Origin of the sequence: Neisseria sp. MVDL19-042950, assembly GCF_030504625.1 — a bacterium.
In the GTDB taxonomy this organism is placed as follows: Bacteria; Pseudomonadota; Gammaproteobacteria; order Burkholderiales; family Neisseriaceae; genus Neisseria.
Genome location: NZ_JAUKWH010000012.1, coordinates 1 through 12584 on the forward strand (window position 1 = coordinate 1; position 12584 = coordinate 12584).

The window sequence follows — 12584 nt, forward strand, 5'->3', positions numbered from 1 at the left end:
GCAATTTCCTATCCTAAGCTTTAAAGTTTTGGGTAAAAATTCAATAGAAGTGGTGCCCATGGGCAGATTTGAACTGCCGACCTCTCCCTTACCAAGGGAGTGCTCTACCCCTGAGCTACATGGGCGGATTATACATATGGAGCGGGTGAAGGGAATCGAACCCTCACCGTAAGCTTGGAAGGCTTCTGCTCTACCATTGAGCTACACCCGCATACTTACCGTAATCTCTGCTCCAAGTAAGATTGGATTTGGTGGAGGGAGAAGGATTCGAACCTTCGAAGCTTTCGCAACAGATTTACAGTCTGCCCCCTTTGACCGCTCGGGAATCCCTCCAAAAGAGAAACGCAATCTTAGATAGTTCTCTAAAATACGTCAAGCTGCTTTTGTTGTTTTTTTAATATTTTTTTTTAACACAATCATTTTAAATGATTTTATTTTCCAGCAATAATCCGCTCATACTTAGCCTGCAACTCTTCTTGAGTTTCAGGATTCTCTTCATCTATCAAAATACAATCTACCGGACACACTTGCTGACATTGTGGCTCATCATAATGCCCCACGCACTGAGTACACAGATTAGGATTGATTTCATAAATCTCATCACCTTGAGAGATGGCATCATTAGGACACTCTGGTTCGCAAACATCACAGTTAATGCACTCGTCTGTAATAAAGAGCGACATTGTTTTTCCTTTACTTATTCCAAAACCGAATTTTATCGATTATAGCACACACTATTTCAGACACTTCGGCTCCATAACATCCATACACACTATAAATTTCATTATCAAATTCACAGGCCGTCTGAAATTTGCTTCAGACGGCCTACATTATTTATAAAACTTACTTAATAATAATCTCGTTTTAAAATTTATAGTTATATTGCACCCCTACAATGTGCGCATGGCTTTTGAATCGCGCAAAAGAAGAGACATTACTATCAACTGTATTAACTTCGGCATTGGAAGATTTTGCTTGCACATTTGCTTTGGCATTTTGCACATGAATATAGCTGTAAGCGGCATTAATACTATGCTTTTTAGCAAAATCATATTTACCGCCCAAAGAATACCAGATACGGTTGTTATCAGGCATAGTTACCAAACGATCGGTAGCATTTCGCACTGGTGATTGATCATAAGCCATGCCAAATCGAAATTGCAACGGATCACTATACTGATAGGTTGCGCCTAAAGCTACTTTATAAGTATCCCGCCAATTAGGTGTTATAACAGTTTGATTCGAAGGCTGCCCACTTACTGTACGCTTAGCATTTTCAAAATTCAACTCTGCTCGGCTGAAACGCGAATGACGCGTCCATGTTACATCACCGAAAAGATTCCATTTTTGCGAGGCTTGATACATACCATGCAAAGATAGGGACTCTGGCGTTGTAATCTTTAAATTGGCTTTTTCATGAGGAACATAACCCAAACCGCCCTCTGCAATGGTCTTGCCAATCCGTCCTGCATAAATTTGTTTTGCAGCAGCACCATCTGCAGTCCAATCTGCCGTTCCTTCCAAGTTATGTTTTACCCGAGAACGGTAATTAACACCTACACGAGTACGATCATTGATATCCCACATCCATGCCAAATGATAACCATACCCCCAATCTTTCCCCTTTACTTCGGCATGGCCATCCATTAAACCGACACCATTAGGATCAATAGGCATACTGGGGCGAAGAGATGCAGCCCAATCCGCATATTTACGCAATCCCGCGGTACTGTACTGTGCAATAGCACCTACTGCGACCGAATGTTTTTCATTTAATTTAAAGGCAATGGCCGGTTCAACAGCAATAGTTGTAAGTTCGGTTTTATTTAAGTTATAACGCAACGCTGAATCAGCTGCATATTCGGTTTTTGAACCAAATGGTACATACACTCCCAAACCGGCTGTTACATTATCATTAACTTTATATGCACCATAAAGATGGGGAGCAAAAACAAGATCTTTAGCAATTTTGCCACTACTACTGCTGTTGGCGACCGTTGTACCGCCATTATATTTAGCTTTACCTTCACTGTATTTCACGCTTGGAGAAACCAGATTTAATGAGGCAGAAATTTCATGCCCATCCAATTTCGTTAAACCGGCCGGATTATAAAATAATATAGAAGCGTCTGATGCTTCAGCAGCAGATGAATTTGCTGTTCCCTGTGCAGCTACGGATTGTGTACCAAAATGATAACCGGATGCTTGGGCTGTTTGAACAGCTAACGCCGTACTAACAAATAAAACGAGATAACGAAATGTGTGTTTCATATAATCAAAACTTAGGTAAAAAGTGAGGAATATTCATTCAAAAGGCTGCCTAAAAGCAGCCTATGAACACTAAAATATTTAATCAACATTTAGTACATATACTCAATTTTACAATACTTCACTTTAATAGTTGTAATATTTTTTATTAGCAACAACCTTACTGTGCAAAATATGTTGCTTTTTAAGCCTATTTTCCAATTTTGCTAACAAAGTTGGATTTTATTGCTTTCAAGTAACCCATATAAAAAGGCCGTCTGAAAAAGCGTTTTCAGACGGCCCGATAAATCTAACTTGATGGCTCATCCCCATTTTTATCCCCGCCTCTTCGGGAAAAATTAATGCCGAGTTGTTTAAGTTTACGATATAAGTGTGTACGCTCTAAACCTACTTTTTGCGCTACGCGACTCATATTGTGATTTTCTTGGACAATATGGTATTCAAAATAACGGCGCTCCAACTCCTCGCGCAATTCACGCAACGGCATATTAAAGTTAAACCCTCCAACCATTTCGGAAACAGGCATCCGAGTCATTTGACCTAAAATATTATTAACCGCCTGTTCTTCCACTTCACTGTTGTCTGTGGTCAACGCAAGGTTTTTCACAACGCTGCGTAATTGTTCCAAATTACCCGGCCAATCATATTGACGGAGGATATTCAATGCTGCCGTACTAAATTTGACCATGGGGATCTTTTGGGTTTCAGCCAATTCGGTCAGTATTTGGTTTACCAAGAATACAATATCATCCGGTTGGCTGCGCAAAGGTGGAATTTGAATGGTAAAAGCAGAGAGTAAATCAATTAACTTAGCATCCAGCATGGTATTTTCAGCCGGATCAGTTTGCGGATGGCTGGTAGCGCATACGATACGTACATTATTACGCTCGGCTTTACTCAACAAAAAAGCAATGCCTTGCTGGATACTCTTACTATATTGTGCAATATCACCCAGATACAGAATACCGCCAGTAGCCTTCTGCAACAATTCAATAGGGATATCGACGATATGTTCGGTTTTACCGGGTTCTACCCATGGAGTACCGTTTTTATGGAAATAACGGGCCACTAATTCAAACGGAGAGCCGGGCTCACCACTCAATAAAACAGGCTTACTCTGCTTAACAGCAGCTTCCAATGTACGGTTAAGTTCTTGAATGGAGGGGCTATTACCTAACTTATCAAGTGACAAACCTGAAGCCGCCTGCATTTCACCATATTTTAAAGCACGATCAACTGTACTTAAAAGCTTCTGTAATGCAATCGGTTTTTCCAAAAAGTCTAATGCACCGATTTTAGTGGCTTCGACCGCAGTATCAATACTGGCATGTCCGCTCATCATTACCACAGGCATGTTGAGCTGACCGTTTTTAGCCCACTCTTTCAAAAGGGTAATACCGTCACAATCAGGCATCCATATATCAAGCAGCACCATTGCAGGGCGTGTTTGATGGCGAAGTTGGCGGGCTTCTTCGGCATTCTCGGCAAGTGTTACTGTGTAGCCTTCATCTTGAAGGATTTCCGATAATAAATCACGGATACCAACTTCATCATCTACGATTAAAATATCACTACTGCGCATAAGCTTCTACCAGTTCGGGTAAGACTATTCTGACACACGCGCCGCCTTCCGCAGGATTACTCAAGCTGATCCGGCCGCCGTGCTCTTCAATGATTTTTTTCACCACCGGCAAGCCTAAACCTGTACCTGTAGGTTTGTCGGTTACATAAGGCTCGAATGCGTGATGCAGCATTTCTTTGCTGAAACTTTTACCGTTATTGCTAACGATTAAGACGGCCTGCCCGTCATCAGACTGCCGCGTATTCACTTGAACATGTGGTGAAGGCGCATCTTCCGCTGCTTCTGATGCATTTTTGAATATATTATGCAATACCTGCCTCATGGCAGTAGTATCGGCAGCGATGAAAATGGGTATATTACTCAAATCGGCGGTAAATGTACACTTACTGCCCTCATATAACAGCAAAACTTCTTCGACAATCTTGTTCAAATCATGCCGCTCCAATTTAAGCGAAGGGGCGCGGGCATAATTGCGGAAAGCTTCCACCATTTCTTTCAACGCAGCAACCTGTTTGATAATCGTATCGGTAGATCGGGTTAAAATCTGCGCATCTTGCTCGGCGAGTTTATCATGCAATTTCCATGCCAATCTTTCCGCAGAAAGCTGAATAGGTGTGAGCGGATTGCGGATTTCATGCGCCAACCGCTTAGCCACTTCCCCCCATGCGGCTTCTTTTTGGGCGCGCACCAATGCGGTAATATCGTCAAACACCATCACAATGCCGTTATCGTTATCATCAGGTAACAACGTTGCTTTTGCCAGCAGAATACGGGCATCATCAGGAGCCGCATAGCTAAGCTGAACGGGTTTGTCGGCCAACGCCGTATCCACGATTGCAGCAAAAGTTTCGGCCAGCACCGCTTGCTGTGGTTCCTGCTTCGGCCAATCATACCAGTTACTGCCAATCAAATTTTCCAAAGTAATGCCCAAAATACGCTCGGCACTCTTATTATAAGTTTTCAGACGGCCTGTATCATCTAAGGTGATCACGCCGGTAGTCAAACTTTCCAGCACACACTCTAAATAATGGCGCGCCGCTTCTTGTTGCTGGCGGTTTCGCTCAGACGCTGCTTGTGCGATGCCAAGCTGTTCGGTCATATGATTAAACAGATGAGTCAACCGGCCAAACTCATCATTACGGAAAATCGGCCGCTTTTGCGAAAAATCGCCTTGCGCTACCGCGCGGGCTCCCTCGGCTAATGACAAAACCGGTTCGACAAAACGACGTGCGAAATATAAAGCCATTACCAATGCCAGCATGATTGCCAACAGCGTTGCCACCAGTAACGTAACCAAGAAGAATGTCTGCAAACCTTGTTTGGCGTAACTTAATTCAGCATATTTAGCCCGCGCCGCTTCAATCAGCGTGGCATCTTTTGCTACATTTTCAGGAATAGGTTGTCTGAAAAACAGCGCACGGCGTTGGTTTTGCCGACTATCCAACATCAACCAGCCTTGCGCATAGAGAATATTGTTCAGATTTTCTATATCGCGGGCAGATCCTGATTGCTCAAGCACTTCACGGGTAGCATCATCCAACACCGGCGGAGGCAATTTGCGCGGATTACGTACGACATTGCTTCTTTTACTATTGAAATCATAAATGGCAAGCTGAGTGAATTCTTTAGCATGTGGTGAAGACGTTAAGGCTTTATGCAGACTGTTGCCTAAAGATGCGGTACTAATCAAATCTACCTGAATCGGTGTAGCATTGCGCACTGCATTATCCAAAGCCAGATTCAAAGCGGACTTACTCAGATTCAAACCGCGCTCAAGCGCCTCGTGTGTATCGTTTCCAAACCAAGAGTTGATGCTATTAGAAATAAACTGTGCCGACACACCGAAAAGAAACAATCCCGGCAGAACCGCTACCAATGTGAACATTCCGGCCAAACGGCGGGCAATTTGCGAACCGAAAATCCGGCGACGGCTGTCACGCAGCAAAAGCCACAGATAACGCAACAATACTGCCAACAATAAACCGATTAATACGGCACACGCTGCAATAATCCACCAGAAATAATCACCCAAGCTGCTGGTATAACCGGTTGCGACGGTAAGCGTGTAGAGAAAAACTACTGCGAGCAGGCCGGCAACAAGGAGAAAAGACCGCATAAGGCTTACTCCTTCGAGATATCCAAAGGTTTCCAGCCCGAATCAAGCTGCCAGCTTTTTGAAGTCAATGCATTGATTTGAAAAGGCTTCGGCAATTGTGAAGTACTTAGCTCCAAGCGGATTTCAGCCTTAGCTTCGGTGGCGGGCACCCCTCTCAGCGTACCGCCGCCCAATACTTTCCAATTGGCGATCGCTCCGATACCGCGCAAAGCCGTTTCGAGCGAATTGTATTCGGTAGAAAATGTGCCGACCGTTACGCGGTAACGGTTGGTTAACGGATGATATGACAATTTGTACTGTATGGAATTATCGTTGCCGACAATTTGACCAAGTTTGAAACGGTAAGCAGCTACCGTTGGTGCAGAAAGCTGGTAACTCAACGTGAAATTCAACGGCACCCCTTGGGAAAGTACTTCTTTAAGCTGATCAGGCAAATTAATTTGAAAGCGGCTGCTAACCGACAACTGGCCCGACGATGTGAGTTTAGCCTGCGCACGGGTTGCACTGATGCCTTCTGCGGCCGTCTGAAAAGACACGGCCAGCAAAATAGGCAACAGCAGCAATCTACTGTTTCTGAATAAGCGCGTAATAAAAGCCATCTTGGTGTTTATTCGGTAAAAGCACATGTGTTTCCAAACATTTGGCATCAACATGGCGGTTTAAAAATTTCTGTAATTGTTGTTCGTTTTCTTCCACAAAAATAGAACAAGTCGCCAACAGCATCCTGCCGTTTTTCGTCAAGGTATGCCAGAGTGCGTCTAACAGGGCTTCCTGCTGACGGGCCGTTTTGGCTGCATCGCCCGGACGGCGTAACCATTTGATATCGGGATTTCGCCGTACAACACCGGAAGCCGTACAAGGCACATCGGCTAAAATGGCATCAAACGGTTTTCCATCATACCATGCACCCAAGTTTTGCGCGTCGGCACAGCTCAAAGAGGCCGTCTGAAAACCCAAGCGATCAAGGTTGCTTTGCACTCGGGCAAGGCGGGTTTCATCAATATCCAATGCCGTAACATGACAGTCGGCCAACTCTAAAATATGGCCTGTTTTTCCGCCGGGTGCTGCGCAAGCATCAAGAATCCGCTCGCCGTTTTGCGGATTCAAAAGATAAGCAGCCTGCTGCGCACCGAAATCTTGTACGGAGACGAGGCCGTCTGAAAAACCGGGCAGTTTCCCAACCGGCACAGGCTCCAGCAACGTTACTGCATAATCATCCAATGCCTTGGCCTCAATGCCGACAGCATTCAAAACCGCCAAATAACTTTCAGCATTACCTCGGCGGCGGTTAACGCGCAGGGTCATCGGTGGATGTTGTTGCAACACAGCGGCAATATTGTGCCAATGTTTCGGATAATGGCTTTGCAGATAATCTATCCACCATTCAGGAAGATTATGCTTGGCTGTTGCATTTTTGTTACACAAAGCCGTCAATTTTTCACGTTCGCGTAAAAAGCGACGCAAAATAGCATTGGCAAACGAGCGGTATTGCCCCTTCCCTATTTTTGCAATGGCATCCACCGCTTCGTTTACAACAGCATGGGGCGCATTGCGGGTGTAATGCAGTTGGTACAGCGCTGCCAACAATAAACTTTCAAGCTGTGGATCGGTAATCGGTTTATTGAGCATTTTGCCAAGCATAAAACGCAAACTGCCGCCGTAACGCTGGCAACCATAGGCAATATCTTGCAACGTACCGCTTTCCTGCGAGCTCAGATCGGGACACCTGTCTCGGATTTCAGCCAATACGTCTTGCAAATTCCGACCGGCAGCAACTGCGGCAACGCTTTCTGCGGCAAGCTTTTGCGCCAGCGCCATACTCATAAAAAAGTTCCTTCTTCAATTCGGTTTCCGGCAGCAAAAGCCGCCACTGCCATCCGTTTGCTGCCGGCAGGCTGCAATTCTGTAATACGCAAGGCTTTTTCTCCGCAAGCTACCACCAGGCCGTCTGAATTACATGACAACACTTCTCCAGCCTTACCGTTTTGCGATACCACTTCCGCTTGCCAGATTTTCATCGGTTTACCTTGATACTCCGTCCAAGCTGCCGGAACGGGATTGAAAGCACGAATTTTGCGTTCGATGGTTTCGGCAGATTCGTTCCAATTGATTCTTGCCTCTTCTTTGCTTAATTTTTGTGCATAAGTTACGCCGTTTTCAGGCTGTGGTACGCTTTTCAGACGGCCTCTCTGTTGAAGTTGTTGCAAATCAGCAACAATCGCTCGTGCTCCCAATTCGGCCAATGCATCATGCACATTTTGAGCCGTATCCGTTTTCTGAATCACATAACGATGCTCGCTAACCACACCTCCCGTGTCCAATCCGGCATCCATTTGCATGATACACACGCCGGTTTCTGCGTCGCCTGCCTCAATCGCACGCTGGATGGGTGCCGCACCGCGCCAGCGCGGGAGCAAAGAAGCATGGATATTCAAACAGCCGTAGCGCGGGATATTTAAGACGGCCTCAGGCAGAATCAGCCCGTAGGCGGCCACGACCATCACGTCTGCATGCTGTTCGCGCAGCAATGCCTGTGCTTCTTCATGCCGCAACGAAGGCGGTTGGGCGACAGTCAGCCCCAACACTTGCGCCGCCTGCTTTACAGGGCTGGCCTGAAGCTGCATTCCCCGTCCTTTCGGACGGTCGGGCTGAGTTAACACCAGCGGAATTTCAAATCCAGCAGCGGCAATAGCTTCCAATGCGGAAGCTGCAAAATCGGGAGTTCCTGCAAAAATAACTTTCATATCAATACAATAGGCCGTCTGAAAAATTACAGATTGTGCTTGGCACGCTTTTTCAATTTAGTTTTGATGCGGTTTTGCTTCAATGTGGACAAATACTCCACAAACACTTTGCCTACCAAATGATCCAGTTCATGCTGAATACAGATCGCCAGCAACCCATCGGCCTCCAAAGTGAATTTTTGACCTTTTTCATCAAGGGCTTCCACAGTAACCCGCTCGGCACGGGTTACCGTATCGTAAATGCCCGGCACCGACAGGCAGCCTTCTTCATAAGTAGTTTGTCCATCTTTATGGGTAATGATGGGATTAATGAACACACGAGGTTCATTTTGTTCTTCCGACAAGTCCATTACCACAACCCGCTCATGCACATTAACCTGCGTGGCAGCAAGGCCGATGCCGCGGGCTTCATACATGGTTTCAAACATATCGGCAACCAACGTCCGGATACGCTCGTCAATTTCTGCAACGGGCTTAGCAACGGTATGCAAACGCTCGTCGGGATACTGGAGAATATTCAATAAAGCCATAAAATTGTCTCGGTAATAACTGTTATGTGTGTTTAATGCTATGATGGTAGCAACATTCAATGGTAAAATAATGTAGTTATTTTTTAGGATATATGAAGAGCTTAAAGTTAATTCATTAACTTGGAAGCTCAACCGTTAATTAACGCTAAATTGATTCGATTTCAAGGGGAACGATCATGCAAAAACACATTATAACCCTGCTTTGTGCCGTTGGTTTGGCAATTTCCGCCCAAACCGTTGCTGCTGAGCTTAAAATCCGCCCCAACGCTCCTACGCGTTATGTTGTAAAACAAGGGGATACATTATGGGGTATCTCTGGCAAATACCTTTACAGCCCGTGGCAATGGAACCGTTTATGGGGGGCAAATCGTAATGCGATACGCAACCCTCATGTGATTTATCCGGGCCAAGTGTTGGTATTACGATACGTTAACGGACAACCTCAACTGGGATTTGAAAATAATTCAACCGATAACGGCGGCATTCCCGTTATCAAACTGACTCCGCGCGTGCGTGAAGTGTCGGCCGGTTATGGTATTCAAACCGTTAACGTCAACTTCTACCGCATGTTTATGCAACACCCACAAGTTATTCCGCAACAGCAAACCCAAAATGCGCCGAAATTGATTGACGGCCCCGACAACCGGATGCTGTACAACAAAGGTGATCGAGTATACGCCTACGGTATTACCGAGCCGGGTCGCTACCTCGTTTACCGTGCACGCAAAGATATTTTGGATCCTGAAACCAAAAAATATTTAGGCCAAGAAGTTGTATTCAGCGGCATTGTAAGCACTCTGCCCTACACCAACAGCGCATTGGATGCCCGTAGCGAAAAAGATGCCCAATACCTGAAAGACGACGAATACTACACCCGCCTGAATCCTTTCGTAAAAATACCTACGAAAACAGCTCAGCCGATGGTAGTGGAAGAAACGGTTTCCGAAATCCGCAAAGGCGACTTCCTGCTGAAAATGAAAGATGAAGGCAACAGCTTCCATATGATGCCTCATGCACCCAGCCGCCATATCGATGCGAAAGTAGTGTCTATTTTCGATGGCGTAAGCGAAGCCGGACAATTCCAAACCATTACCTTAAACAAAGGTGAGGCCGACGGTTTAGACAAAGGTACCGTATTAAGCCTCTACAAACGCGGTCGTCAGGTTAAAGTAGACTTGGAAGAAGGTAAAAAAGGCAACCGCAGCGTGGTGAAATACGTTTCCATTCCCTCGGAAGAGGCCGGCTTGGCCATGGTATACCGCACCAGCGAACACCTTGCTTCAGCCATTATTTTGGAAAGCCTGACCAATATCACCGTTGGCGACATTGCCTCTGAGCCCGGTCAAGACTTAGATAATATGCCCAATGATGCTCGTCATGTGAAAAATGCGCCACAAGATTCGCACGACACCGAGCATAATGAATACAACATAAAAAGCAATATTACTCCTTATTAAAAAAGGATATTTTTAAAAGCACACCTCAAAGGTGTGCTTTTTAATTGCTTACGTCATAAGACAATCGATTACACAAAGGCTCTTTTCGTAAATATTTCTTGAAACGTGTTAACAAAGAATTACAAAGAAGATAGAATTGTGTATAAACAAAATATCACGAGCATTATTAAATGCCGATTAAAAAATAAATAGTCTTACTTCATTTAAGACACTACGGGGATTTGCCATGAATGATTCAGAACGATCCGCTTGGATACGGCTTGCGCTTACGCCATACGTCGGTGCTGAAAGCTTTTTGGCACTGATTCAACACTTCGGCAGTGCACAAGCTGCATTAGCAGCACCTGTCGGGACAGTAGCCAAGCTAGTTCGCCACAAACAGGCTTTGGCTGCGTGGGAAGGAAAAAGCCATCAGGCTGAAACCGCTATGGAAGCAGCTCTTGCATGGGAACAGCAGCAAAACTGCCGCCTCATGCTACTATGCGACAGCGACTTTCCTATTATGTTGACTGAAGGCATTACACCGCCGCCATTGTTGTTTTTACGCGGGTGGGCCGAATTGCTGCATCAACCTTCAGTTGCCATAGTAGGCAGCCGCCATGCCACTCCTCAAGCCATGCGTATCGCAAAAGATTTTGCACACGCTATGGGTGAAAACGGTATTGTGGTGGTTTCGGGGATGGCTGCCGGCATCGACTCTGCCGCCCATCAAGGTGCGCTACAGAGCAAATGCGGCACCGTTGCCGTGTGGGGAACCGGAATAGACCGCATCTATCCGCCATCGAATAAAGAGCTGGCCTATCGAATCGCCGAAACCGGCTTGATTGTGAGCGAGTTTCCTTTAGACACCCGCCCGCTGGCAGGCAACTTCCCACGCCGCAACCGTATTATCGCTGCTCTCTCGCAAGCTACTTTAGTGGTAGAAGCCGCACCTGAATCAGGTTCGTTGATTACCGCCAAATTGGCTGCCGAAATGGGCCGTGAAGTGATGGCCGTTCCCGGTTCGATCGACAACCCGCACAGCAAAGGCTGCCATAAGCTGATTAAAGAAGGTGCGAAGTTGGTCGAATGCTTGGACGACATTTTGCAGGAATGTCCGCAACTGTTGCAAAAATCCCCCTTGCCTCCATATCCTGTAAACAGGACACAGAAGGCAGAAACACAACAAGAGGAAAAAGCAGTACCGGTCCAAACTATACCGCAGCCAACAGACAGGCCGTCTGGACAGCCGCTTTTGGCCGCAATGGGGTATGACCCTATCCACCCCGACAGTTTGGCACAATCATTAAACCTGCCTGCCGCCGATATATACGCACAATTGCTGGAGCTTGAGCTTGACGGCATTGTGGCAGCAATGCCGGGCGGACGTTACCAACGAATCAAATAAAAACAAGGAAACATCATGGCTGAAGTAATTGCCTTTTTAATCAAACATTTTCATGATTTCGATGCCTGCCCGCCTCCCAGCGACTTAGGTCAGATTCTGGAGGACATCGGCTTTGACGACATCGAAATCGGACACGCCCTGATGCTTCTCGAAGTATTGGCCAACAGCCCCAGTGTTTCCACCACGCAATACCGCAGCGATGCCTTGCGCGTATACTGCCCCGAAGAGCTGGAAGCACTGCCGCAGGAAGTGGTGGACTTGCTATACTTCCTTGACAAGGCACAAGCCATTAACGGGGAACAGCGCGAATTTGTCGTACATGCCCTGTTGCACATGCCGCCGGAAGAAATTACCGTAGATATGGCAAAAGTTCTTACTTTGTTGATATTATGGGCGCACAAATCAGAGCCGCCTATTTTGATCGGCGATGAATTAATGATGGCTTTGCACGGCAAATCCATCATGCACTAACCCGAACAGATATGGCCGGAAACCCCGGC

Annotated in this window: 11 protein-coding genes and 3 tRNA genes; 3 read left to right on the forward strand and 11 right to left on the reverse strand. The window is 46.1% G+C overall.

What is annotated here, in order from left to right; translation table 11 throughout:
- Nucleotides 1-50: 50 nt before the first annotated feature.
- From Q0X97_RS09790 to def, 11 genes are all read right to left on the reverse strand, one after another.
- A tRNA-Thr gene (locus Q0X97_RS09790) sits at nucleotides 51-125 on the reverse strand.
- Nucleotides 126-137: 12 nt separating this feature from the next.
- A tRNA-Gly gene (locus Q0X97_RS09795) sits at nucleotides 138-211 on the reverse strand.
- Nucleotides 212-249: 38 nt separating this feature from the next.
- Nucleotides 250-333: transfer RNA gene (locus Q0X97_RS09800), tRNA-Tyr, on the reverse strand.
- 98 nt (nucleotides 334-431) lie between these two features.
- Complete coding sequence (locus Q0X97_RS09805; RefSeq protein WP_302067268.1) at nucleotides 432-683, reverse strand: YfhL family 4Fe-4S dicluster ferredoxin; 252 nt, start codon at nucleotides 681-683, stop codon at nucleotides 432-434.
- Between the two features lie 181 nt (nucleotides 684-864).
- Nucleotides 865-2271: an OmpP1/FadL family transporter gene (locus Q0X97_RS09810; protein WP_302067269.1), complete on the reverse strand. Its 1407-nt coding sequence runs from the start codon at nucleotides 2269-2271 to the stop codon at nucleotides 865-867.
- Nucleotides 2272-2557: 286 nt separating this feature from the next.
- On the reverse strand, nucleotides 2558-3850 hold the full coding sequence (locus Q0X97_RS09815; protein ID WP_302067270.1) for a sigma-54 dependent transcriptional regulator: 1293 nt from the start codon (nucleotides 3848-3850) through the stop codon (nucleotides 2558-2560).
- Nucleotides 3840-5966 carry a PAS domain-containing sensor histidine kinase gene (locus Q0X97_RS09820; RefSeq protein ID WP_302067271.1) on the reverse strand — a complete coding sequence of 709 codons (2127 nt, stop codon included), beginning with the start codon at nucleotides 5964-5966 and terminating at the stop codon, nucleotides 3840-3842. The genes Q0X97_RS09815 and Q0X97_RS09820 overlap by 11 nt, the downstream gene beginning before the upstream one ends.
- A 5-nt stretch (nucleotides 5967-5971) precedes the next feature.
- On the reverse strand, nucleotides 5972-6565 hold the full coding sequence (locus Q0X97_RS09825) for a DUF4390 domain-containing protein (RefSeq protein WP_302067274.1): 594 nt from the start codon (nucleotides 6563-6565) through the stop codon (nucleotides 5972-5974).
- Complete coding sequence (rsmB, locus tag Q0X97_RS09830; protein WP_302067275.1) at nucleotides 6531-7790, reverse strand: 16S rRNA (cytosine(967)-C(5))-methyltransferase RsmB; 1260 nt, start codon at nucleotides 7788-7790, stop codon at nucleotides 6531-6533. The genes Q0X97_RS09825 and rsmB overlap by 35 nt, the downstream gene beginning before the upstream one ends.
- Nucleotides 7787-8710: a methionyl-tRNA formyltransferase gene (gene fmt, locus Q0X97_RS09835; RefSeq protein WP_302067718.1), complete on the reverse strand. Its 924-nt coding sequence runs from the start codon at nucleotides 8708-8710 to the stop codon at nucleotides 7787-7789. The genes rsmB and fmt overlap by 4 nt, the downstream gene beginning before the upstream one ends.
- Nucleotides 8711-8736: 26 nt before the next feature.
- Entirely contained in the window at nucleotides 8737-9240 is a 504-nt protein-coding gene (gene def, locus Q0X97_RS09840) for a peptide deformylase (RefSeq protein WP_302067277.1), read from the reverse strand.
- A 176-nt stretch (nucleotides 9241-9416) separates the two neighbouring features.
- On the opposite strand from def, the gene Q0X97_RS09845 reads away from it, so the two are divergent.
- From Q0X97_RS09845 to Q0X97_RS09855, 3 genes are all read left to right on the forward strand, one after another.
- Entirely contained in the window at nucleotides 9417-10697 is a 1281-nt protein-coding gene (locus tag Q0X97_RS09845; protein ID WP_302067278.1) for a LysM peptidoglycan-binding domain-containing protein, read from the forward strand.
- A 226-nt stretch (nucleotides 10698-10923) separates the two neighbouring features.
- Nucleotides 10924-12084 carry a DNA-processing protein DprA gene (dprA, locus tag Q0X97_RS09850; protein WP_302067279.1) on the forward strand — a complete coding sequence of 387 codons (1161 nt, stop codon included), beginning with the start codon at nucleotides 10924-10926 and terminating at the stop codon, nucleotides 12082-12084.
- Between the two features lie 15 nt (nucleotides 12085-12099).
- Entirely contained in the window at nucleotides 12100-12555 is a 456-nt protein-coding gene (locus Q0X97_RS09855; RefSeq protein WP_085390728.1) for a DUF494 family protein, read from the forward strand.
- The last annotated feature ends 29 nt before the right edge of the window (nucleotides 12556-12584 follow it).

Excerpts from the sequence above, each read along its gene's own strand:
- fmt (WP_302067718.1), bottom strand. The coding sequence starts at position 8,710 with ATGAAAGTTATTTTTGCAGGAACTCCCGATTTTGCAGCTTCCGCATTG.
- Q0X97_RS09815 (WP_302067270.1), bottom strand. The coding sequence starts at position 3,850 with ATGCGCAGTAGTGATATTTTAATCGTAGATGATGAAGTTGGTATCCGT.
- Q0X97_RS09810 (WP_302067269.1), bottom strand. The coding sequence starts at position 2,271 with ATGAAACACACATTTCGTTATCTCGTTTTATTTGTTAGTACGGCGTTA.
- Q0X97_RS09805 (WP_302067268.1), bottom strand. The coding sequence starts at position 683 with ATGTCGCTCTTTATTACAGACGAGTGCATTAACTGTGATGTTTGCGAA.
- dprA (WP_302067279.1), top strand. The coding sequence starts at position 10,924 with ATGAATGATTCAGAACGATCCGCTTGGATACGGCTTGCGCTTACGCCA.
- rsmB (WP_302067275.1), bottom strand. The coding sequence starts at position 7,790 with ATGAGTATGGCGCTGGCGCAAAAGCTTGCCGCAGAAAGCGTTGCCGCA.
- Q0X97_RS09820 (WP_302067271.1), bottom strand. The coding sequence starts at position 5,966 with ATGCGGTCTTTTCTCCTTGTTGCCGGCCTGCTCGCAGTAGTTTTTCTC.
- Q0X97_RS09855 (WP_085390728.1), top strand. The coding sequence starts at position 12,100 with ATGGCTGAAGTAATTGCCTTTTTAATCAAACATTTTCATGATTTCGAT.
- def (WP_302067277.1), bottom strand. The coding sequence starts at position 9,240 with ATGGCTTTATTGAATATTCTCCAGTATCCCGACGAGCGTTTGCATACC.
- Q0X97_RS09825 (WP_302067274.1), bottom strand. The coding sequence starts at position 6,565 with ATGGCTTTTATTACGCGCTTATTCAGAAACAGTAGATTGCTGCTGTTG.
- Q0X97_RS09845 (WP_302067278.1), top strand. The coding sequence starts at position 9,417 with ATGCAAAAACACATTATAACCCTGCTTTGTGCCGTTGGTTTGGCAATT.